The 22,468-nt window shown below is 50.8% G+C and carries 18 protein-coding genes and 1 other RNA gene; 9 read left to right on the top strand and 10 right to left on the bottom strand.

Going from position 1 to position 22,468, the window contains the following annotated elements; genetic code table 11:
• Positions 1-15 precede the first annotated feature (15 nt).
• Together ACJY2G_RS19275 and ACJY2G_RS19280 are read left to right on the top strand one after the other, a co-directional pair.
• Positions 16-495 carry an NlpC/P60 family protein gene (locus tag ACJY2G_RS19275; protein WP_082465713.1) on the top strand — a complete coding sequence of 160 codons (480 nt, stop codon included), beginning with the start codon at positions 16-18 and terminating at the stop codon, positions 493-495.
• Between the two features lie 95 nt (positions 496-590).
• Positions 591-1,604, top strand: coding sequence for a lipoate--protein ligase (locus ACJY2G_RS19280; RefSeq protein ID WP_439292000.1), 1,014 nt, complete (start codon positions 591-593; stop codon positions 1,602-1,604).
• 47 nt (positions 1,605-1,651) lie between these two features.
• On the opposite strand, the gene ACJY2G_RS19285 is transcribed toward ACJY2G_RS19280, so the two are convergent.
• Positions 1,652-2,251: a GNAT family N-acetyltransferase gene (locus ACJY2G_RS19285; RefSeq protein WP_439292001.1), complete on the bottom strand. Its 600-nt coding sequence runs from the start codon at positions 2,249-2,251 to the stop codon at positions 1,652-1,654.
• Positions 2,252-2,685: 434 nt separating this feature from the next.
• On the opposite strand from ACJY2G_RS19285, the gene ACJY2G_RS19290 reads away from it, so the two are divergent.
• Together ACJY2G_RS19290 and ACJY2G_RS19295 are read left to right on the top strand one after the other, a co-directional pair.
• Positions 2,686-3,489 carry an EAL domain-containing protein gene (locus tag ACJY2G_RS19290; protein ID WP_244220202.1) on the top strand — a complete coding sequence of 268 codons (804 nt, stop codon included), beginning with the start codon at positions 2,686-2,688 and terminating at the stop codon, positions 3,487-3,489.
• Positions 3,490-3,613: 124 nt separating this feature from the next.
• Positions 3,614-5,068 (top strand): protein adenylyltransferase SelO, encoded by a 1,455-nt coding sequence (locus ACJY2G_RS19295; protein WP_439292002.1) that lies wholly within the window; start codon positions 3,614-3,616, stop codon positions 5,066-5,068.
• A gap of 53 nt (positions 5,069-5,121) precedes the next feature.
• Here the strand turns inward: ACJY2G_RS19295 and ACJY2G_RS19300 are convergent, their stop codons facing one another.
• The 6 genes from ACJY2G_RS19300 to ppsR form a co-directional block, all read right to left on the bottom strand.
• Positions 5,122-5,910 carry a heme ABC transporter ATP-binding protein gene (locus ACJY2G_RS19300; RefSeq protein ID WP_439292003.1) on the bottom strand — a complete coding sequence of 263 codons (789 nt, stop codon included), beginning with the start codon at positions 5,908-5,910 and terminating at the stop codon, positions 5,122-5,124.
• Positions 5,903-6,931 carry a FecCD family ABC transporter permease gene (locus ACJY2G_RS19305; RefSeq protein ID WP_165929000.1) on the bottom strand — a complete coding sequence of 343 codons (1,029 nt, stop codon included), beginning with the start codon at positions 6,929-6,931 and terminating at the stop codon, positions 5,903-5,905. Before ACJY2G_RS19305 ends, ACJY2G_RS19300 begins: the two co-directional genes overlap by 8 nt.
• Complete coding sequence (locus ACJY2G_RS19310; RefSeq protein WP_120161781.1) at positions 6,928-7,758, bottom strand: heme/hemin ABC transporter substrate-binding protein; 831 nt, start codon at positions 7,756-7,758, stop codon at positions 6,928-6,930. The genes ACJY2G_RS19305 and ACJY2G_RS19310 overlap by 4 nt, the downstream gene beginning before the upstream one ends.
• Positions 7,755-8,789, bottom strand: coding sequence for a hemin-degrading factor (locus ACJY2G_RS19315; protein ID WP_430319818.1), 1,035 nt, complete (start codon positions 8,787-8,789; stop codon positions 7,755-7,757). The genes ACJY2G_RS19310 and ACJY2G_RS19315 overlap by 4 nt, the downstream gene beginning before the upstream one ends.
• A gap of 337 nt (positions 8,790-9,126) precedes the next feature.
• Complete coding sequence (locus ACJY2G_RS19320; protein ID WP_439292004.1) at positions 9,127-10,173, bottom strand: 3-deoxy-7-phosphoheptulonate synthase; 1,047 nt, start codon at positions 10,171-10,173, stop codon at positions 9,127-9,129.
• 128 nt (positions 10,174-10,301) lie between these two features.
• Positions 10,302-11,123 (bottom strand): posphoenolpyruvate synthetase regulatory kinase/phosphorylase PpsR, encoded by an 822-nt coding sequence (gene ppsR / locus ACJY2G_RS19325; protein WP_112287956.1) that lies wholly within the window; start codon positions 11,121-11,123, stop codon positions 10,302-10,304.
• Positions 11,124-11,643: 520 nt separating this feature from the next.
• Between ppsR and ppsA the strand changes: the two genes are divergently transcribed.
• The gene (gene ppsA, locus ACJY2G_RS19330) at positions 11,644-14,019 is read left to right on the top strand and encodes a phosphoenolpyruvate synthase (protein WP_132963824.1); all 2,376 of its coding nucleotides are present in this window, start codon (positions 11,644-11,646) and stop codon (positions 14,017-14,019) included.
• Positions 14,020-14,214: 195 nt separating this feature from the next.
• On the opposite strand, the gene rprA is transcribed toward ppsA, so the two are convergent.
• Both rprA and ydiK read right to left on the bottom strand, forming a co-directional pair.
• Positions 14,215-14,325, bottom strand: an RNA gene (gene rprA / locus ACJY2G_RS19335) — antisense sRNA RprA.
• A 197-nt stretch (positions 14,326-14,522) separates the two neighbouring features.
• Entirely contained in the window at positions 14,523-15,620 is a 1,098-nt protein-coding gene (gene ydiK / locus ACJY2G_RS19340; protein WP_112287953.1) for an AI-2E family transporter YdiK, read from the bottom strand.
• 403 nt (positions 15,621-16,023) lie between these two features.
• Here ydiK and ydiJ point away from each other — a divergent pair, with 403 nt between their 5' ends.
• Positions 16,024-19,080, top strand: a complete 3,057-nt coding sequence (gene ydiJ, locus ACJY2G_RS19345) for a D-2-hydroxyglutarate dehydrogenase YdiJ (RefSeq protein WP_439292005.1) — start codon at positions 16,024-16,026, stop codon at positions 19,078-19,080.
• Between the two features lie 16 nt (positions 19,081-19,096).
• The gene (locus tag ACJY2G_RS19350) at positions 19,097-19,516 is read left to right on the top strand and encodes a hotdog fold thioesterase (protein WP_120161786.1); all 420 of its coding nucleotides are present in this window, start codon (positions 19,097-19,099) and stop codon (positions 19,514-19,516) included.
• Positions 19,517-19,644: 128 nt separating this feature from the next.
• Here ACJY2G_RS19350 and ACJY2G_RS19355 read toward each other — a convergent pair whose 3' ends face one another.
• The gene (locus ACJY2G_RS19355) at positions 19,645-20,049 is read right to left on the bottom strand and encodes a hypothetical protein (RefSeq protein WP_112287950.1); all 405 of its coding nucleotides are present in this window, start codon (positions 20,047-20,049) and stop codon (positions 19,645-19,647) included.
• A 458-nt stretch (positions 20,050-20,507) separates the two neighbouring features.
• Here ACJY2G_RS19355 and sufA point away from each other — a divergent pair, with 458 nt between their 5' ends.
• Both sufA and sufB read left to right on the top strand, forming a co-directional pair.
• Positions 20,508-20,879, top strand: a complete 372-nt coding sequence (sufA, locus tag ACJY2G_RS19360) for a Fe-S cluster assembly scaffold SufA (protein ID WP_112287949.1) — start codon at positions 20,508-20,510, stop codon at positions 20,877-20,879.
• Between the two features lie 51 nt (positions 20,880-20,930).
• On the top strand, positions 20,931-22,466 hold the full coding sequence (gene sufB / locus ACJY2G_RS19365; RefSeq protein ID WP_120161788.1) for a Fe-S cluster assembly protein SufB: 1,536 nt from the start codon (positions 20,931-20,933) through the stop codon (positions 22,464-22,466).
• Positions 22,467-22,468: the final 2 nt, after the last annotated feature.

Genomic DNA, 22,468 nt, shown 5'->3' on the forward strand with positions numbered 1-22,468 from the left:
AGGAAGGAATGCACTATGCGCTGGTCGTCCGTATCCATGTATTCCCTGCTGGCTGTTGCCGCGTTAATTCTTAACGGTTGCAGCAGCCACGCGCCACCGCCAAGTGGCCGGTTTGCTGATTCTATTACCGTGGTTGCCGAGCTTAATGACCAGCTCAGTCAATGGCACGGTGCGCCTTATCGCTATGGCGGTTTACAACCCAGCGGCGTGGATTGCTCGGGCTTTGTCTTTCGTACTTATCGCGATCGTTTTGGTGTGGTTTTGCCAAGAACGACGGCCGATCAAACGAAAATTGGCACAAAAGTTTCCCGTGATGAACTGCTTCCCGGCGATCTGGTTTTCTTTAAAACCGGCAGCGGGGAGAACGGCTTGCACGTCGGGATTTACGATACCGCAGACCAGTTTATTCACGCCTCAACCAGTCAGGGCGTCACGCGTTCTTCGCTCGATAACGTCTACTGGCGCAAAGTGTACTGGCAGGCTCGTCGTATCTGATACGGTATAAAACCCATTCCCCCTGATTTTACTGCGTATTTCATCCTGTTTTTTGCTGTTATTATCAGTGCAGACTCATTCAGGATGAATATGCGATGAAACCTCTCAGACTGTTACTTTCCGATTCTTACGATCCCTGGTTCAACCTTGCCGTAGAAGATTGCATTTTCCGCGAAATGATCACTCAGCGGGTGTTATTCCTCTGGCGGAATGCCGAAACGGTGGTGATCGGGCAGGCGCAAAATCCCTGGAAAGAATGTAATACCCGGAGAATGGAAGAAGACGGCATTCGCCTGGCGCGCCGCAGCAGCGGCGGTGGTGCGGTGTTTCATGATCTGGGCAATACCTGCTTTACGTTTATGGCGGGTAAACCGGAATATGATAAAAGTGTCTCGACCAACATTATCCTCGATGCCTTAAAACGTTTGGGGATAGATGCCAGCGCTTCCGGTCGCAACGATCTGGTGGTTCAGACCGCAGAAGGGGAGCGGAAAATCTCGGGGTCCGCTTACCGTGAAACAGCAGATCGCGGTTTTCATCACGGCACATTGCTGCTTAACGCTGATCTGAGCCGTCTGGCAAACTATCTCAATCCTGATGTCAAAAAGCTGCAGGCGAAGGGAATTACGTCAGTGCGCTCAAGGGTGGCGAATCTTAGTGAATTTGTACCGGACATCAACCACGAGCAGATTTGCGAAGCCGTTACTGCCGCTTTCTTTGACTGGTACGGGGCAAGTGTGGAACCGGAAATCATCTCACCGGATGTCTTCCCTGATATTCCGGGCTTCGCGGAGCGATTTGCTAAACAAAGCAGTTGGGAATGGAATTTTGGCAAGGCACCGGCGTTCAGCCATCTGCTGAACGAGCGTTTTGTCTGGGGCGGCGTGGATATTCACTTTGACGTTGAAAAAGGCAGTATCAGCCGGGCGCAGATTTTCACAGACAGCCTGAACCCTGCGCCGTTACTGGCCTTAGCCGATGCGCTGGTCGGTACGCGCTATCATGCGCAGGATGTGGGGCAAACCGGCCAGGGAATCATTGAGCAGAATCCCGCGATGCGGGCAGAACTGACCGAACTGCAATCCTGGCTGGTGCGTTGTATTCAGTAGGTTTGAATCCCGGAGATGGCCTTTCTTGTGCGTTTCCGGGACGTATTTCAGCCACGGTTCAGCTTGTGTTGCAGGCTTCTCTTCACCATCAGCCATTCATGGTCAATGATGGAAAACACCACGGTGTCACGATAGCTGCCGTCAGCATTTTTGCTGTGATTGCGTAAGACGCCATCCTGTTTAGCCCCCAGGCGGGTAATTGCTGCACGTGATTTATGATTATGCCAGTGAGTCCTGAATTCGACGGCAATCGCCTGAAGTTGTTCAAACGCATACTCCAGCATCAGTGCCTTACATTCGGTATTCACAGAGGTTCGCTGGAAACGTTGCGCATACCAGGTAAACCCAATTTCCAGCCGGTGATTTTTCACATCGGCGTTGGAAAATCGCGTCGTGCCGATGACTTTCCGGGTTTCGTTATGGACAACAACGAACGGCAAAGCGCGTCCTGCCGCCTGTTCATTCAGGGCATCATCAATATACTTTCCAACCGTATCCGGGCGCGGGACGGAGGTAAACCACAGTTCCCATAATTCGCCATCGGCAGCGGCTTCAGCCAGTGCATCTGCATGGTCATGACGTAAGGGATGCAAACTGATTGTACGGCTTTTCAGAACCGTTTCTTTTAACCATAACGCGACTGACATTTTATAATAACCTCTGGTTTTTTACTGGATTAGAGGAGTGACAGAGTCTGCAGTAGATACTTCAATTGCAGGCGGATGGCTTGCGCCATATCTCTTAAGACACTATAACCATTAACTAAAATAGTTGAATACGACTCCCCCCGGACAATAGCGCAATGAGTGACCGTTAATTTGTCTAAATATGTCTGATAGCGCTCAAGCTGCACGTTGCGTGTTTTCCCTGCTGACGATAAGATTAGTCTGAACCCCCTGTATTGACTGACATATCCCTCAAATTAGAAGGTGAGAAAGGGGAATCACATCTTGCAACGCTTTATTACGCAGTTATCAGCACCCTGGTCGCTTTTTACTGACAACCGGGCTGGCTCTTTCTTGATATCAATTTCTCTGACGTTTCGGTTACGCCTCGGGGCTCCGGCATCTTTATGATCTGATTGATAGTCAAAAAGGTTATTAATCAATTAGCAGTGCCGTTGATGTTTTGGATAAAAATGAAAATACAATTCGATACGGCCTTTAACAGTAGCTATCTGTGTCAGCCGGTCTACACCATTGAAGGGAAATTGCTTGCCGTAGAATTAATTTGCCGCTTTTCCAGTGCAGACAGCAAGCTGGTTATGCCCACAGAACTGGTGTTAAACCTTCTCACACCACCGCAATTACTGCGTTTTCTCAATGAACAGCAAGTCTGGGCGGATCAGCATGCCCAATGGTTTAACGATAATCAGGTTATTTTGAATATCAGTGTTGAAGAAAAGCAGGTGGCTTTATTACTCGCGGATGAAAATCTCCGTGAGGCTTTTAAAGCACACCCTTTTATTCATCTCAATCTGAGTGAATCATTTCCGCAGCTTTCTCAGGGCAGAAACAACAACCAACTGGTCACACTGAAGCAAGATTTTACCTTATGGCTGGAGAACTTTGGCTCCGGGAATATTACGATGGCGCCGATTTTCGACCATCTTTTTCAGTGGGTGAAACTGGATAAAAACCTCTTCTGGCAACTTTATGAGGGTGAACATTTTACGATCGTGATGCCGGCATTAATCCGCAATGTAAACCGTTTTTGCCGCAATATTGTGGTGGACGGGCTGGACAGTCAGGAGTATTTCGATGCATTGCATAAAAAGGATATAAAGGGCGTAAAAGGCCTGTTGTGGCCAGGCGTTGATCCCGCTGAGATGGACAGCCTGCTTAACCGGCCTGTTCAATTTCACTCATCGTCACTGCCGTCTTGATATTCAGGATCCCGGTCAGCACCTGCTGTATCGGGATTTTTCATCCCGGGCGTCGGTAATCTCCCTGCATTTACTCCGTGTTAATCACGACGGAGCAGACCTACACTAAAGAAAAGGGGGATTTATGCCACAATTCGAACACCATTATGCAGACCAACTGCCCGGTTTTTACACCGCGCTGCAACCGACGCCACTAAAAGGTGCGCGTCTGCTTTACCATAGCGAGTCGCTGGCGCAGGCGCTGGGGCTGGATGAATCTCTTTTCGGCGCTGACCACCGCGAATACTGGTGCGGTGAGAAATTCTTTCCGGGCATGCAGCCTTTGGCGCAGGTCTACAGCGGGCATCAGTTTGGTGTCTGGGCTGGGCAGCTGGGTGACGGGCGTGGCATTCTGCTTGGCGAACAGGTTTTGCCTGGCGGAAAGCGTTTTGACTGGCACCTGAAGGGCGCCGGACTGACGCCGTATTCGCGCATGGGTGATGGTCGCGCAGTATTACGGTCCGTCGTCCGTGAGTTTCTGGCTTCAGAAGCGCTGCATCATTTATCGATTCCAACCACCCTCGCATTGACGATTGCAACAAGCGATGAGCCTGTATTTCGCGAACAGCCGGAGCGCGGTGCGATGCTGATCCGCGTGGCTGAAAGCCATATTCGTTTCGGGCATTTCGAGCATTTCTATTACCGTAAACAGCCGGAACAGGTGAAGCAACTGGCAGATTATGTCATTGCTCATCATTGGCCGGAATTGCTGGAAAGTGAACCGGTTGAATCTTTGCGTTATCAGCGCTGGTTTACGGAAGTGGTGGAACGCACCGCCAGTTTGATGGCGCAATGGCAAAGCGTTGGATTCGCTCATGGTGTGATGAATACCGACAATATGTCTATTCTCGGGCTGACTATCGACTATGGTCCGTTCGGCTTTCTGGATGATTATCAGCCGGGTTACATCTGTAATCATTCTGACCATCAGGGGCGTTACAGCTACGATAATCAACCTGCCGTAGCCTACTGGAATCTACACCGGTTGGCGCAGACGCTGTCCGGTCTGATGACTACGGAACAGTTACAGGCGGCGCTCGGTGAGTATGAACCGGCGCTGATGAAAGCGTACGGTACACTGATGCGAGGAAAGCTGGGCTTCTTTACCGAGAATAAACAGGACAACGACCTGCTGACCGGTCTGCTGAGCCTGATGGCGAAAGAGGGCAGGGACTTCACTCAAACCTTCAGGTTGTTAAGTCATACTGAGCAACAACAGGCCCGCTCGCCGCTGCGGGATGAATTTATTGATCGTGAGGCTTTCGACAGCTGGTATCAGGCTTATCGCCAGCGTCTGCTGACGGAGGAAGTGACTGACGCGACGCGCCAGGACGCGATGAAACAGTGTAATCCGAGAATTATATTAAGGAATTACCTGGCGCAGCAGGCCATTGAACGTGCCGAAAAAGATGACATCAGTGTGCTGACTCAACTGCATCAGGCGTTGCGCGATCCATACAGTGACGCGCCGCAATATGACACGATGGCGGCACTGCCGCCGGACTGGGGAAAGTATCTGGAAATATCCTGCTCGAGCTGACAAAAAAGCCACAAAGCAACATGCCTTGTGGCTTTTTCCTTTCTGCAGGGCACTTACTGGCGCAGGAAAACCTGAGGCAGCGCGGTGTCCGGATGCGGACAGACGTTTACATCGGCCTGATACCAGCGACTCAGGGTTTCTTCGCTCAGCACCTGAGCCGGCGTCCCGCTGGCGACCACTCTCCCGCTGTGCAGCAAGATAATCCGGTCGGCATACAATGCGGCAAGATTTAGATCGTGCAGGACACAACACACGGCCAGCGGTGTCTGTTGGGTCAGATGACGTAACAGGCGCAGCGCATGTTGCTGATGATATAAATCGAGCGCTGAAGTCGGTTCATCGAGAAACAGCCAGCGCGGGGCAGGCTCAGGTTGCCACAGCTGGATTAATACCCGTGCCAGCTGAACGCGCTGTTGTTCGCCGCCGGATAGCTGGCGATAGTCACGCTCAGCCAGATTCAGACAGCCTGTCTGCGCCATCACCTCTGCCAGCGCGCGCTGCATATTTTGCTGGCCGTGGGGCGAACGGCCAAGTGTCAGCACTTCGCGGACACTAAATCCGAAAGCCAGCGTACTGTTCTGGCGCATTACCGCACGTGTGCGTGCCAGTTCTTGTGGCTGCCAGTCGTTCAGCGGTTTGCCCATCATCGAACATTGTCCTGACTGGGGTGACAGATAACCGGTCAACATCCGCATCAGGGTCGATTTACCGGCACCGTTTGGCCCGATCAGCGCCACCATTTCGCCGCTTTCCAGACTCATCGAAACGTCATCAATCAAACGCCGGCCGTTGACAGAATACGTCAGGTTTTCAGCCATCATAAATGAGGAAATATCAGACATTGCGTGGCACTCCCGGACGCAGGATCAGCCAGAGAAAATACGGACCGCCGATCAAACTGGTCAGCAGTCCCACCGGCATTTCTGCGGGGGCAACCAGTGTACGCGCGAGCGTGTCCGCCAGTAATAACAGGCAGGCTCCGGCCATGGCTGAACCGGGCAACAGCCAGCGGTGATCGGCACCAATACGCATTCGTAAAAGATGCGGGATAACCAGCCCGATAAAACCGATAACGCCCGAAACCGCCACCGCGGCACCGACCAGCAATGCGCTCAGCAGCAACAACTGCAACTGGGTACGGCGGACATTCACGCCCAGATAATGCGCATCTTCCTCCCCCAGTTGCAGAATGTTCAGACGGCGTGCCATGAACAACGCGGCAATGCAGGCAGGCAGGATCAGCGAAGAAGCAACGGCCAGTGTCGGCCATTGTGCTTGTCCCAGACTGCCCATGCTCCAGAGCGAGAACTGACGCAACTGCTGATCATCACTGACATAAGTCAGCACGCCTACGGCTGCGCCGCACAGTGCATTGATGGCGATCCCCGCCAGTAATAAACGCGATAACCCGCCATGCCCGAAACGGCTCAGGGTGAAGACAATAGCTGAAATCGCCAGACTGCCGAAGAAGGCGCTGATCATATGGCTGTAGAGAGCCAGAAGCGGCGGCAGGGCGAGCGGCATGACAATCGTTAGTGCAACCGCCAGCGCTGCACCGCTGCTGATCCCAAGCAGTCCGGGATCTGCGAGGGGATTGCGAAAAAGCCCCTGCATTACCGCACCGGAGCTGGCGAGCGCACAGCCGACCACCACAGCCAGTAACACTCTTGGCAAGCGTATGCTCAGCCAGACCTGCCAAAGGTCATCGTCAAAAGGACGCGAAATTAACGTCCTGAGCGACAATGCCATCGCGCCGGTATTGGCCGCCAGAATAGCCAGTACCAGCAGAGCACCGCCGAGTCCGATCAGCGCCCAAACCGGCGAGCGGCGTCGTGATGGCATTGGGGGGCTCATGCTGCTCATTTCGCTTGTTCCGCCGCCTGACGAAGTTGCGCCATCACGGCCGGAGTTTGCAGACCAAAGCCCAGCAGCGACATATCATCCAGCACTAAAACGCGTTTGTTCTTGCCCGCAGGCGTCATCGCTACACCCGGTAATTTCCACACCTGATCCAGCCCGCCGAGCGTTTTGACACCGTCTGCGGTCAGCAGAAGAATATCCGGCGCACTTGCAATCACCCCTTCCTGAGAAAGCGGGCGGTAGCGGCTGAATCCCTGCATGGCATTTTTTGCGCCAACGGAGGTGATCATCGCATCTGCCGCAGTATTTTGTCCCGCCGCCATAGAAGACATGCCACCGTGGCTCATCACAAACAACATTTTCACCGGCAGCGCATCATGACGTATGGCCGAAAGCTGTGAACGATAAGTGGTGATCAGTTTCTCCCCTTCAGCCTGACGGTTGAGGGCCGCGGCGATTACTTCAATTTTCTCAGGAACGGTATTGATAGAAGGGGTACCCGGCACACGGACAACTTTCACGCCATTTTGTGATAACTGTTGCAATACCAGCGAAGGCTCTGCCAGTTCACTGCTCAGTACCATTGAAGGATGCATTGATAAAATGCCTTCGGTATTCAGCTGGCGCATATAACCCACATCCGGCAGCGCCAGAACGGCCTTCGGACGCAGACTGGTGCTGTCCCGCGCCACCAGTTCATTGCCAGCGCCGAGGGCGTAAACAATTTCAGTGACATCTCCGCCGATAGTGACAAGTTTTTCAGCCGCATGTAGCAAAGGTGCTGCCAGCAAAGTGCTGGCAGCGAACAGGGCTTTCAGAGAGAGTCTCATGCTGCAACGCCTTCGCCACTGAGTTGTGCCAGCTGCTCGCGCCACTGAGTCTGTTCCGGCGTGCCTTCTGTACGCTGTCCGTAAAGCTGGGCAATCTGGGTACCATCGGCAGCAAACAATTCCAGACTGGTGACGAAACCGTCTTTGGTTGGCTTACGGGTTATCCAGCTTTGTGCGATGGCGCTTTCCACCAGATGCAGCGTGAAGCGTTCATTGAACACGTTGATCCACTCACCGTGTGGCATCACTTTTTCAATCTGGCCGGTGAAGATCTGCACACAGCCACGGTTGCCCACGAAAATCATAATTTCGTTTTGGTCTTCTTTGGCGATATTCAGCAAACGGGTCAGGGAACCATTTTCCACGCGCCATGCCAGGTCATCGCCGACTGCTTCAAAGGCCTGCTGACGGGTGATGTCATGGCGTTTCAGCAACTGGAAGAACTGATGAACGTCAGTCATAGCGCGCCAGTCTGCATCGATAGCACTGGCATCAGCCGCTTTCCGGGCCGGAGTCGATGGCGCAGCTTCAATCTGCAATGGCGGATTGACGTCGGTTTTGTACTGCGCAATCAGCGCGTCCCATGCCGCCATATCGGTTTCATCGGTGTTATAGACTTTATGCACTGCATCGCCGTGAGCATCAAAAAACTGAATACTGTGGCGAACGCCACGAGCCGTGGTTTCAGACATACTGAAAATATGCTGCCAGTGTTGCAGGAACAGGCGCAAATCCAGCGCGCGCGGGTTCAGAATCAGGCCAGCATGACCACTCAGATGCTGGTTCTCATAACGACCTTGTTGTTCATGAACGGCAAAATCGTTGCGGGTAATCGATTTTGTTCCACCGACATTTTCCAGGGCAGCCAGCAATGTGCGGGCATCAACATCAAGTCGTGCGGCATCATGGGAAACACGTAATGCAGTTAATTCTGCCTCACTGATACCCAAAATTTCCGCCAGATCGCGGGCATATTTACCCGGGTTCGCGTCTTTAGCCTGTAAATAATCCTGATAGTGAACTGAATGCATTGCTGTCTCCTCGTTAGCCTAAGTCACCCGCCCGCTGGCTGGTAAAAACTCGCGATGTTATGTGAATGATTTGTAATAAAATTCGGGTCAGTAGCCCGTTAACTTATATTTGGTAATGGGAATTAATATCAATTTGATAATCATTATCAAATCATTGCAAGAACACATCAAGAAAATTTTTGTTGATGGAATGTAATTTTTGCCAGGTAACCCTTTAATGTGAGAGGGATAGTGCAGTATTTACAGAGTGAAAAGCGCAGGGGGCAGGAAGGCGCGGCGAACCGCAGGCATAAAAAAGGGCAACGAAGTTGCCCTTTGAAAGGTTGCCAGAAAGTGATCAGAACCGGCTGTCAGTGGCCTCAGCCAGCATCGACAACAGGGTTTCAGTATCTTCCCAGCTCAGGCAAGGGTCAGTCACTGATTTGCCGTAAACCAGCGGCTTACCAGGATGAATCGCCTGAGTGCCTTCAATCAGGAAACTTTCCGCCATAATTCCGGCAATAGCTGAAGAACCACTGCGGATCTGCTGGCAAATATCTTCTGCTACTTCCAGCTGACGGCGGTGCTGTTTCTGACAGTTACCGTGGCTGAAGTCGACCACCAGACGCTGTGGTAAATCAAACTCAGCCAGATTCTGGCAAGCCTGCTCCAGATCCTCTGCATAATAGTTGGGCTTTTTACCGCCACGCATGATCACGTGGCCATAAGGGTTGCCTGCGGTGCGATAAATAGTCATCTGACCGCTTTTATCCGGTGACAGGAACATGTGGCTGGTACGTGAAGAACGAATGGCATCAATGGCGATACGCGTATTGCCGTCGGTACCATTTTTAAAGCCAACAGGGCACGACAGTGCTGACGCCATTTCACGGTGGATCTGGCTTTCTGTGGTGCGTGCGCCTATCGCGCCCCAGCTGATGAGGTCAGCGATATACTGTCCGATCACCATATCCAGAAATTCGGTGGCAGTCGGAATACCCAGCTCATTGACGGCAAGCAGGACTTTGCGCGCCAGCTCGATACCGTCATTAACACGGCACGACCCGTTAAGCTCAGGATCAGAAATTAATCCTTTCCAGCCGACAACGGTACGCGGTTTCTCAAAATACGTGCGCATCAAGATTTCAAGGCGATCCTGATACTTGTCACGTAATACGCGCAGTTTTCCCGCGTAATCAATCGCCGCTTCAATATCGTGGATAGAACAAGGACCAACGACAACCAGCAAGCGCTGATCTTCGCCACTGACAATTTTTTCAATCCGTTTACGTGATTCCATCACGTGTTGTGCGACCGACGGGGAAATTGGCAATTTGTCTGCCAGTGCCTGAGGCGTAATCAGGCTGTCGATGCGCGTCGTACGCAGTTCATCTGTTTGTGACATGGTGCTCTCGAAAATTTGTTTCTTCTCTGCGGCAGGAATACCGGGAAGTGATGTCGATCACAATAACCCAAAAACAGATGAATTCAACCACTGTCAGCAGGATATGCCACCCAAATCAGGAAATGGATTCAGAACATACGACGGCTCATACCGAAGCTGTCCATAATCTTCGCTGATATCTCCTCAACGGAATAATTCGTACTGTTGAGATAGCGTATTTTGTTCTTGCGAAACAACGCCTCAACTTCCGACACTTCCATCCTGCACTGGCGTAAGGAGGCATAACGGCTGTTTTCAACGCGCTCTTGCCGGATAGCGGTCAGACGCTCCGGATCAATCGTCAGGCCAAAAAGTTTATGCATATGCGGTTTGAGTGCTGCTGGCAACTGGATGTTGTCCATATCGTCAGCAGTAAAAGGGTAGTTAGCCGCCCGGATCCCAAACTGAAGCGCAAGATACAGGCTGGTCGGAGTTTTACCGCAGCGCGAGACGCCCAGTAAAATCACTTGTGCCTGATCGAGATTACGCAGGGAAATACCATCGTCGTGTGCCAGTGTGTAATCAATAGCGGCAATACGCGCATCGTACTTGGTGATGTTGCTGGCCGTCAGACCGTGCGTTCTGTTGGCAATGGGCGTGGGGTCAACACCCAGCTCATTTTGCAGAGGCGCCACCAGCGACTGCACTATATCCTGGCAGAATCCTTCACTGCCCTGAATGATATCGCGGATGTTCGGGGAAATAATCGAGTAAAACACCAGCGGACGGGCTCCGGTTTTCTCAAAAATTTCATTGATCTGTTTGCAGACAGCTCTCGCACGTTCCTCACTTTCTACAAAAGGTAACGAGTAAGTGGTCGCATTGACCGGGAATTGAGAAAGCACCGCATGGCCTAAAACCTCTGCTGTAATCGCAGTACCATCGGAAATGTAAAACACGCATCTGTCCACAAATGACTCCTGAATTAAATCACTTCATTTTATTTATTCGCGCCAATCTTTTGGGGCTTATTAAGTAATAACCAGAATTGAAGGAAATAAAAAGAGTAATTCCTCCGCATTTCCATCTTATCTTCATTGCTGCGAGATACTGCGCAAAATGGCTGTAATAAATGAAATGCCATTTTAAATTTTTCGCGATCCCTCGCAGGTTTTTGATTTGCTTCAGCACAACTTCAGCAGCCCTGTTAGCATGAATCACTGACCGGAGACAGAGATAACTTCTTCATGATTCATAAGGAATAATGCTCATTTCCCCTCAGTAACAAAAATACTGATGCTGGATTTTTCCTAAACAAAAATAGTTTGATTTGCTGGAACGATTCACCTGTCCATCTTCTATGGATCATTATGCTAGTCTCAAAAAGACAGCGTTGTTTAATGACACAAAAAGTGTTTCAGGCAACCGTTGAATAACCGGTTTTACACTCCTGTTGACTATTACTGTAAATAAATAAGAAAGGATTGTTTCATGGCTCATCTCGATCCCGATTTACGCAATGTTATCTGGTACAACCAACTGGGTATGAACGACGTTGATAAAGTCGGGGGCAAGAACGCATCCCTCGGGGAAATGATCACCAATTTGTCTGATTTGGGTGTTTCCGTTCCGAACGGTTTTGCAACGACGTCTCAGGCATTTAATGATTTTCTCGATCAGAGCGGCGTAAACCACCGTATCCATGAATTGCTGGATAAAACGGATGTGGACGACATCGCACAACTGACCAAAGCGGGCACGCAAATCCGTCAGTGGATCATTGAGACGCCATTCCAGCCAGAACTCGAGCAGGCTATCCGCGAGGCTTATCAGCAGCTTTCTGAAGGCGAGCCGGAGGCTTCTTTCGCTGTGCGTTCATCGGCAACGGCCGAAGATATGCCCGATGCGTCTTTTGCCGGGCAGCAGGAAACTTTCCTGAACGTTCAGGGATTTGATGCAGTCATGACTGCCGTGAAACATGTTTATGCTTCTCTCTTCAACGACCGCGCCATTTCTTATCGTGTGCATCAGGGCTACGACCACCGCGGTGTGGCGTTATCTGCCGGTGTCCAGCGTATGGTGCGTTCAGACCTCGCCGCAGCTGGCGTGATGTTTACTATCGATACTGAATCGGGTTTTGATCAGGTGGTCTTTATCACTTCTGCCTACGGCCTGGGCGAAATGGTGGTGCAGGGGGCGGTGAATCCCGACGAGTTCTATGTACATAAGCCGACGCTCGACAAGAAAAAACCGTCGATTGTTCGTCGCACCATGGGCTCAAAGAAAATCCGCATGGTTTATGCACCAAGCCAGGAGCACGGCAAGCAAGTCCAGATTGAAGATGTGCCAGCCGAACTGAGCACCCGATTCTCCCTGACTGATGAAGAAGTGCAGGCGCTGGCGCGTCAGGCGATACTGATCGAAAAACATTATGGCCGCCCGATGGATATCGAATGGGCTAAAGATGGTCATAACGGCAAACTCTATATTGTTCAGGCGCGTCCTGAGACCGTACGTTCAAACGGTCAGGTGATGGAACGTTACCAGCTTAATGGCAGCAGCAAAGTGCTGGTGGAAGGACGTGCAATCGGTCACCGCATCGGTGCGGGGCCCGTTAAGATCATCCACGATATCAGCGAAATGCATCACGTTAAGGCAGGCGATATCCTGGTGACCGATATGACGGATCCCGATTGGGAGCCGATCATGAAAAAGGCATCAGCCATCGTGACTAACCGCGGCGGTCGTACCTGTCACGCTGCGATTATTGCCCGTGAACTGGGCATCCCTGCTGTTGTCGGTTGCGGAGACGCCACCGAGAAACTTACCGAAAATCAGAAAGTCACGGTTTCCTGTTCAGAAGGTGATACCGGATATGTGTATCAGGATGAACTGGATTTCAGTGTACAAAGTTCTGAAATCGATGAGCTGCCAAAATTACCGCTGAAAATCATGATGAATATCGGTAATCCGGATCGTGCTTTTGATTTCGCCTGCTTACCGAATGAAGGTGTCGGACTGGCGCGTCTGGAATTTATCATCAACCGCATGATTGGCGTGCACCCAAAAGCCTTGCTGGAGTTTGACCAGCAGCCGGCTGAATTGCAGGAAACCATCAATAAGATGATCCAGGGCTATGACAGCCCGCGCGAATATTATGTGGCGCGCCTGACGGAAGGGATCGCGACGCTCGGCGCGGCTTTCTGGCCAAAACGCGTCATTGTCCGTTTGTCTGATTTCAAATCAAACGAGTATGCCAATCTGGTAGGCGGCGAGAAGTATGAACCGCATGAAGAAAACCCGATGCTCGGTTTCCGCGGAGCTGGCCGTTATGTATCAGACAACTTCCGCGATTGTTTTGCACTGGAATGCGAGGCAATGAAACGCGTGCGTAATGACATGGATCTCACTAACGTTGAGGTGATGATTCCGTTTGTACGCACGGTGGCGCAGGCGGAAGCCGTGGTCGCGGAACTGGCAAACCAGGGACTGAAGCGCGGCGAAAACGGGCTGAAAGTTATCATGATGTGCGAAATTCCGTCGAATGCTTTACTGGCGGATCAGTTCCTCGAACACTTTGATGGATTCTCGATTGGCTCGAATGACATGACTCAGCTTGCTCTGGGGCTGGATCGTGATTCCGGTGTGGTTTCTGAACTCTTTGATGAGCGAAATGACGCCGTCAAAGCGTTGCTGTCGATGGCAATCAAAGCCGCGAAAAAGCAGGGCAAGTATGTCGGCATCTGCGGGCAGGGACCCTCAGATCATCAGGACTTTGCGCAATGGCTGATGGATGAGGGAATCGACAGTTTGTCGCTGAATCCGGATACAGTTGTACAAACCTGGCTGGCGTTAGCGGAAAAGTAAATCGATTCATAAAGCAATTCCTAAATCATAAAATAAAGGCTGTCACTCACGGGTGATGGCCTTTTCATTTTTGTGCAAAGGAACTGGAAAATACTTATTTCAGGAAGGAGGAAACAGAAAACGAAGGTTTTTGGCCGGCAGTTTTATCAGGTAATAATAAAAGGTTACCGGAGAATGAAGTTAGCGGACAATAAATAAAAAAAAGGCCCGTCATAGGAGACAGGCAAAGACTACACACAGCAATTTGGGGTATACCGGCTCAGGGGAAAGCCTGTATATAAATCAGTGAGTTGAAATCCGAACTGTTAATAATACTAAGTTTCTCAAGGTATTTAGTCTGTAAGAATCCTCCTAATAGAGTTTATTCTCATACTATTTAGTGAGGGCAGTTATTGAGGAACGGATGGGACGTAAAATAGGGGGGAGAGGAAAGGAATAAAATAACGGCGCTGCCACATTCAATTTTATGGGCAACGCTGTCAGAAAGTTACTTAATGAAGAGTTTATTCATCCAGTGCTTTTAAGGCTTCTTCCGGATCCATCTCTGGTTCAGGGGCTTCATGTACCCAGAGGGAAATCAGGCGATACGATACGGCCAGTACCACCGGTCCGATGAACAGCCCGATCATACCGAAGGCAAACAATCCCCCGATAACACCAGAGAGAATCAGCAACATAGGTAAATCTGCACCCATGCGGATCAGAACCGGACGCAGCACGTTATCAAGGGACCCGACCACGCAGCTCCAGACCAGAAGCACGGTGCCCCAGGTATTGTCGCCGGACCAGTAAAGCCAGATGATTGCCGGTATCAGTATCAGCAATGGGCCGATTTGCGCAACGCAGCAAACGAACATCACTACCGTCAGCACGGTAGCATAAGGGATGCCCGCAATCGCCAGCCCGATACCGCCAAGAATTGACTGCACAATGGCGGTTACGACCACGCCTAAAGCCACAGCGCGTATGGCCTGACCGGCGAGAATAACGGCAGCGTCACCGCGTTCTGCGGCCAGACGAATGGCAAAGTGGCGGATCCCTAAAGCAACTTGTTCGCCACGGCTGTACAACAAGGCACTGAACAACAGCATCAGCGAACAGTGGACAATAAACCGTCCAAGATGACCGGCCTGAGTGACAAACCACGCGGCTGTTTGTCCGACATACGGCTGAACCTTGGTCACCAGCGCATTCCCGCCGCCATTAATCAGCGCGTGCCAGCCGGTATACAGCTTATGACCCACCAGCGGAATGGAATTAAGCCAGTGGAAATCAGGCATATGCAGTGAGGAAGGGTGGCTGGCGATTTCTACCAGAGGCGCGCCATTTTCAATTGCGCTGCTGACCAGCATCGCAATAGGCAAAACAAATAATAAAATCAGTAACAAAGTCATGATGATGACGGCAAGGAAACGGCGTCCCCAAAGCAGCCGCTGGAGCTTAATCATCAGCGGCCATGTCGCGATAACCACCATGCCTGCCCAGACAAACCCAAGAATAAAAGGCTGAACGATCCAGATACTGGCGATGGTCATCAGTGCAATAAACAACACCCCAAACATAATCTGGGGTAAATCGTAACGTTTAATTGGGAGATTCATTCATGTTTCTCAATGTGATAAACCAAGTAAGGCACGAACCCTGTGCCTCCATACTTTGTATTTCAAACCCGGATATTAAATCCGGGGTATTCAAAATTCAGTGTGCTCATGATCCCATGTGTTCATGATCTGTGTGTTCAAAATCCAGCCGATCTGAAATAAGCATGGAACATCCGGCTGCTTTTGGATAGCCCGCCGCAAGATTAGTTGCAACGCGTTGTGCTGATACGCGATTTTTGCGATTCATCATGAAAGTAATGCAACAAACGGCAACCAGACGGAGCGCGGAAAAACGAAGTATGTTAGTTTTTATTCTGGGTAAATAACAGGTGGATCTGCAAGTCAGATCCGGCAGGTCGCCTCGGGCCCGCCAGGCATACAACAAAGACAGAGTCATAATTCAATGATCCCACAGATTTCTCAGGCGCCGGGTGTCATCCAGCTGGTGCTCGATTTTTTGGAAGCGTTAAAAAAGAATGGTTTTACGGGTGATGTCACAACTACTTATGCTGACCGGCTGACGATGGCGACAGATAACAGCGTCTATCAGTTGTTGCCGGATGCTGTCTTATTCCCGATCGCCACGTCAGACGTGGCACTGATTGCCCGTCTTGCAGGGCAGGAACGTTTTAAAACGCTGGTATTCACCCCGCGCGGTGGCGGTACCGGTACCAACGGTCAGTCGCTGAACCGCGGCATTGTGGTTGATATGTCCCGTCATATGAACCGCATTCTCGATATCAATACAAAGCAGGGATGGGTAAAAGTTGAAGCCGGTGTGATTAAAGATCAGCTCAATGATTATCTGCGCCCGTTGGGGTATTTCTTCTCGCCGGAACTCTCGACCAGTAACCGCGCCACACTCGGCGGGATGATCAATACCGATGCCTCCGGGCAGGGCTCGCTGGTGTACGGTAAAACCTCAGATCACGTGCTTGGTGTCCGGGCCATTGTGCTTGGCGGCGACATGCTGGATACCACGGCGATCCCGACAGAGCTTGCAGATAAACTGGGCGAAGAAGATTCGGTTATCGGGCGGATTTATCGCACGGTGCTCGACAGTTGCCGCGACAACCGTGCGCTGGTAATAGAGAAATTCCCAAAACTTAACCGTTTCCTGACCGGATACGATTTGCGTCATGTGCTGAGTGATGACCTGCAAACCTTCAATCTGACACGAATTCTGACCGGCTCAGAAGGCTCGCTGGCCTTTATTACTGAAGCCCGTCTGAACATCACGCCAATCCCGAAAGTGCGTCGTCTGGTCAATATCAAGTATGACTCTTTCAACTCGGCCCTGCGCAACGCACCTTTTATGGTGGAAGCGAAAGCTCTTTCAGTAGAAACCGTTGACTCAAAAGTGCTGAATCTGGCACGTGAGGATATTGTCTGGCACAGCGTGCGTGACTACATCACGGATGTTGAAGGCAAAGATATGCAGGGGCTTAACATTGTTGAGTTCGCTGGCGATGATGCTGATCTCATCGAAAGCCAGGTGAGCGCATTGTGTGAGCGTCTTGACGGGTTGATGAGTGACAAAGAAGGCGGTGTAATTGGTTATCAGATTTGCGCCGATCTGCCTGGTATAGAGCGCATCTATAATATGCGTAAAAAAGCCGTCGGGCTGCTGGGCAATACCAAAGGGCAGGCTAAACCATTGCCATTTGCCGAAGACACTTGTGTTCCGCCTCAGCATCTGGCGGATTACATCGTCGAATTTCGGGCGCTGCTCGACAGCCATCATCTGAGCTACGGAATGTTTGGTCACGTGGATGCGGGTGTATTACACGTACGTCCGGCGCTGGATATGTGCGATCCGCAGCAGGAAATGTTGCTCAATCAAATTTCCGATGAAGTCGTCGCACTGACGGCAAAATATGGCGGGCTGCTATGGGGCGAGCATGGAAAGGGTTTCCGTGCCGAATACAGTCCGGCCTTCTTTGGTGAAGAATTGTTCCATGAGTTACGCCGGATCAAAACCGTGTTCGACCCGGACAACCGCCTCAACCCAGGTAAGATCTGTGCGCCGCTGGATTGCGATGAACCGATGATGAAAGTGGATGCGGCGAAACGCGGCACACTGGATCGCCGTATTCCGCTGGAAGTTCGTCAGTCATTCCGCGGTGCGATGGAATGTAACGGCAACGGGTTATGTTTCAATTTCGATGTGAAAAGCCCGATGTGCCCGTCGATGAAAATCACCGGCAGCCGCATTCATTCGCCTAAAGGTCGCGCAGGTCTGGTGCGCGAATGGCTGCGTCTGCTGTCAGAACAGGGCGTTGATCCGCTGGCGCTGGAAAATGCGCTGCCTGAAAAAGGGCTAAGTTTCCGCACCCTGATTGACCGCACGCGTAACACCTGGCACGCCAATAAAGGTGAGTATGATTTTTCGCATGAAGTGAAAGAGGCGATGTCAGGCTGTCTGGCCTGTAAAGCCTGTTCCACACAGTGTCCGATTAAAATTGATGTTCCCGGATTCCGATCGCGGTTCCTGCAGCTTTATCACACACGATATCTGCGTCCTGCTCGTGATCACTTTGTGGCCGGCGTGGAAAGCTACGCACCGCTTATGGCAAAAGCACCGAAGTTGTTTAATTTCTTCCTCAAACAACCTTGGGTGCGTGAAATGAGCCGGAAAAGTATTGGCATGGTGGATTTACCTTTACTCTCTTCTCCGACATTGCGCGAGCAGCTACTTGGACATCGCGCCAGTACGATGACGCTTGAGCAACTTGAAGCCATTTCTCCCGCGCAGCGTGGCGAATACGTGTTGGTAGTTCAGGATCCGTTCACCAGTTTCTATGATGCGCAGGTGGTGGCTGATTTTGTCCGGCTGATTGAGAAGCTTGGCCTCAAACCTGTTCTGTTGCCATTCTCTCCGAACGGTAAAGCGCAGCACATTAAAGGCTTCCTCACTCGTTTTGCGAAAACAGCCAAGAAAACGTCGCTGTTCCTCAACCGTGTTTCGCAATTAGGAATGCCGATGGTCGGCGTCGATCCGGCGCTGGTGCTGTGTTATCGCGATGAATATAAAGAGATCCTGGGCGAGTCGCGTGGCTCATTCCAGGTACAACTGGTGCATGAATGGCTTGATGTATGGCTGGCTGAACGCCCGGCACAGCAGCAAAGCGGCGAATCCTGGTATCTGTTTGGTCACTGTACGGAAAGTACGGCGTTGCCAAACAGCGGCAAGCAATGGGGTGATATTTTTGCCCGCTATGGCGCGAAGCTGGAAAATGTCAGTGTCGGCTGCTGCGGAATGGCCGGAACGTACGGCCATGAAACTAAAAATCTTGAGAATTCTCTGGGGATTTACGAGCTATCCTGGCATACCTCTTTGCAGCGGTTGCCGCGCCAGCGCTGTCTGGCAACCGGTTATTCATGCCGTAGTCAGGTTAAGCGTATTGAGGGTAACGGTGTGCGCCATCCGTTACAGGCCTTGCTGGAAATCATTCCCTGACCATTAAGGAAGCATTATGTCACTCTGGAAACGCAGTACCACGCTGGATGCCCTGAATCAGCGCAGTCAGGGATGTATGGTTGGGCACGTGGGAATAGAATTTACCCAGTTGGGCGAAGATTTTCTTGAGGCGACCATGCCCGTGGATAGCCGCACGACACAACCTTTTGGCCTGCTGCATGGCGGGGCATCGGTGGTTCTGGCGGAAACCATGGGATCGATGGCAGGCTATTTGTGCTGCGAAGGCAGCCAGACGGTGGTCGGCGTGGAGATTAACGCCAGCCATATGCACTCAGCACGCGAGGGACATGTGCGCGGTGTGTGTCGTGCATTGCGCGCCGGGCGCCGCAGCCAGGTCTGGCAAATCGAAATTTTTGATGAGAAAGGAAATCTTTGCTGCGTGTCGAGGTTGACCACGATGGTGATTGATCACTGAAACAGGCTCTGTCAGTTATCTTGATTCATCAGTTATCTTGAGTCGTGTTTCAGGGAAGGGCGGATACATTAATCATGTGTCCGCCCTTTTTATTTGTCTTAAAATTGGTGTAACACATTGAAAGTAAGTCAAAGCTGGAAAGGGACGCGTTTCGCAAAGTCAGTTTGAAATGCCGTTGCTTTTTCCCAGATGCCCATCATGGCATAATACTGACAAATGAGTTTTAACGTATGCCGCGCAAAATGATAACTCTGAACACGAAAGAGCTCACAGCGGACAACACTGTTGATTTCCAGAATCAGGCGGTTGTGCAATTTGCAAAGCGCATGCAGATAGCTGTGATCATCGCCGTTTTGCAGGCACAGGTTAGCCATTTCCAGACAAATGTTGTTGAAGCGTTTGAGCTGACATAAATGTGCATCAGGACGTCGTAAGGCCGCATCAGCCATGTAGAAATCTACTGTGGCATCGCGGACATTCGATTTGTATTCGTCGATCTTGCCTTGCAACCACGCATTTACCGATTGAGCCATTCTCAGTATTCCGGGTTATCTGAATGATAATCATTATCAAAGAATGACCATCATATTGGCAAAAAATAACCGGATCAACGTTTTCATCGGGTTTTTTTCATTTTGTTGTGCGAAAGCAGATAAGCAAAAAGAGCTTTAATTTTTTCGGTTGTGGCGAATTCATAAATAGGCATTTCCGATGAATGTTTTATAATAGACACAATGAAAGCTATTAACCCGCAATGTTTATAAGGTTAATTTTAATTTTTAACAAAAAATTGACAATTTATTCAATCAGTTGATGGTTGCGGTGTTCAAGACCCGCCAGCGACCAGGTGTTAACCCGATGCACATTGAGCGACTTTCCTCATGGGCAATCGCTATACCCTCTTAAAACAAGAGGTTGAAGTGGTACCTGTTATCACTAGAATAGAGACAATAGGTCTTGTCTATGACCGTAAAATTACGAGGTAAGACAGATGCAAACTGAAACTGTCGGCTCTTTCTCTTTAGACGACAACGTATGGCAAGGTGTGAGCCTGACTGATTCTGCCGCAAAACAGATTAATACTCTGATGGCGCAGGATCCTGAGGTCAAAGGTCTCCAGCTCTCGGTGAAACAATCGGGCTGTGCCGGCTTTGGCTACGTTCTGGATTTAACCAAACAACCAGCCAGTGATGACCTGGTGTTTGAACATGACGGCGCTTTGCTGTTTGTTCCGCTGAAGGCCATGCCTTTCATCGACGGAACTGAGGTAGATTTTGTCCGTGAAGGACTGAATCAGATATTTAAATTCAATAATCCTAAAGCTCAGCATGCCTGCGGGTGTGGCGAAAGTTTCGGCCTGTAAGAAACGGCTTTCAGTTTTTAAGATTATTGTAAACAAAGCGATGTAACCAACATGTCACGAAGCAACGTAGAAATTCCAGATGATGTGCAGTCTTGGGTCGGCGAGGGAACGAACTATAAAGAAGGGTTCTTTACCCAGCTTGCAACCGATGAATTAGCATCAGGCATCAACGAAGATGTGGTGCGTGCCATTTCCGCGAAGCGTAATGAGCCTGAGTGGATGCTGGAGTTCCGTCTGCAGGCTTATCATGCCTGGTTGAAAATGGAAGAACCGCACTGGCTCAAAGCGTATTACACGCCTCTTGATTACCAAGATTACAGCTATTATTCCGCGCCATCATGTGGCAGCTGCGATGATACCTGCGGTTCTCAGCCTGGCGCCACGCAGCAGCCTCCGGAAAATTCGCACAGCATTCCTGCGCTTGATGGCGCTCTTGACAATAAAAACTACCTCACCAGTGAAGTAGAAAAAGCTTTTGAGCAGCTGGGTGTTCCGGTTCGTGAAGGCAAAGAAGTGGCGGTCGATGCAATTTTCGACTCCGTTTCTGTCTCCACGACTTACCGTGAAAAGCTGGCGGAATCAGGCGTTATTTTCTGCTCATTCGGCGAAGCCATTCACGAATACCCTGATCTGGTGCGCAAATACCTCGGTACTGTGGTGCCTGCGCAGGATAACTTCTTCGCCGCACTGAATGCTGCCGTTGCTTCTGATGGTACCTTTGTCTATGTGCCAAAAGGCGTGCGTTGCCCGATGGAACTGTCGACTTATTTCCGTATCAACGCGGCGAAAACCGGCCAGTTTGAACGCACTATTCTGATTGCCGATGAAGGCAGTTACGTGAGTTACATCGAAGGGTGTTCGGCGCCAGTTCGTGATACCTACCAGCTGCACGCTGCGGTGGTGGAAGTGATTCTGCACAAAGATGCGGAAGTGAAATATTCCACCGTGCAGAACTGGTTCTCCGGCAGCAAAGACAGCAGCGGCGGCATTCTGAACTTCGTGACCAAACGCGCATTGTGCGAAGGCGCGGGTTCGAAAATGTCCTGGACGCAGTCTGAAACCGGCTCAGCGATCACCTGGAAATACCCAAGCGTTATCCTCAAAGGTGATAACTCTATTGGTGAATTCTTCTCGGTTGCACTGACCAGCGGCAAACAGCAGGCAGATACCGGCACCAAAATGATCCACATTGGTAAAAATACCAAGTCGACCATTATCTCCAAAGGTATCTCTGCGGGTCACAGCCAGAACAGCTACCGCGGTCTGGTGAAGATCCTGCCAAGTGCAGAAAACGCGCGTAACTTTACCCAGTGTGACTCAATGCTGATTGGCGCCGACAGCGCAGCGCATACCTTCCCGTATGTGGAAGTGCGTAACAATACTGCGCAGCTGGAACACGAAGCCACAACGTCAAAAATCGGCGATGACCAGCTGTTCTACTGTCTGCAACGTGGTATCAGCGAAGATGACGCGATTTCCATGATTGTTAACGGTTTCTGTAAAGATGTCTTTTCCGAGCTGCCGCTGGAGTTCGCTGTCGAAGCACAGAAACTGCTGGCCATCAGTCTTGAACATAGCGTCGGTTAATT

This window comes from Rahnella sp. ATs2, assembly GCF_051851855.1.
GTDB lineage: Bacteria > Pseudomonadota > Gammaproteobacteria > Enterobacterales > Enterobacteriaceae > Rahnella > Rahnella variigena.